General features: G+C 41.4%; 1 pseudogene. It reads left to right on the top strand.

Annotation, left to right across the window (positions count from 1 at the left end):
- Positions 1–503: pseudogene (locus tag H5158_RS22810) on the top strand (transposase); the annotation flags it as partial.

The following is a 503-nucleotide window of genomic DNA, read 5'->3' as shown; positions in this document are numbered from 1 at the left end:
ACACAGGATTTAAAGCAAAAAGAAAAGCTGGATAAAAGTGCAGATAAAATCACGGAGTTCTTAGCGACCCACGAGGAAAAAACGGGCAGCAAAGGCAAGCCCATTAAAAGTAATATTACCGACCCTGATAGCGCGAAAATGACCACGTCAAAAGGTACAATCCAAGGCTACAACGGGATAGCGATAAATGACGATAAACATCAAATTATACTGCAAGCACAGGCATGGGGTACAGTGGGCGAGCAGCAAACCTTACAGCCAGCGGTTAAGCAATTAAAACAACAGCTCACTAAGCTCAATACAAAAAAAGAAGCAGATAATCACACCATAAAGTTTACCGCAGACAGTGGGTTTAACAGCGAAGTGAATCTTGAGTTTATGGCGAAAAGTGGCTTTGATACTTACATTGCGGATAACCAATTTAGAAAACGAAATCCGCTGTTTAAAGAAAGTGAAACTTATGAGACAGAGCAAGAAAAGCGCCGACTAAAACGCAGTAAAGG

It is taken from the genome of Pseudoalteromonas sp. SR45-6 (assembly GCF_014163545.1).
Classification (GTDB): Bacteria; Pseudomonadota; Gammaproteobacteria; order Enterobacterales; family Alteromonadaceae; genus Pseudoalteromonas; species Pseudoalteromonas rhizosphaerae.
Note: the sequence above shows the minus strand (reverse complement) of the source record. Positions and strands in the feature narration are given on the sequence as shown.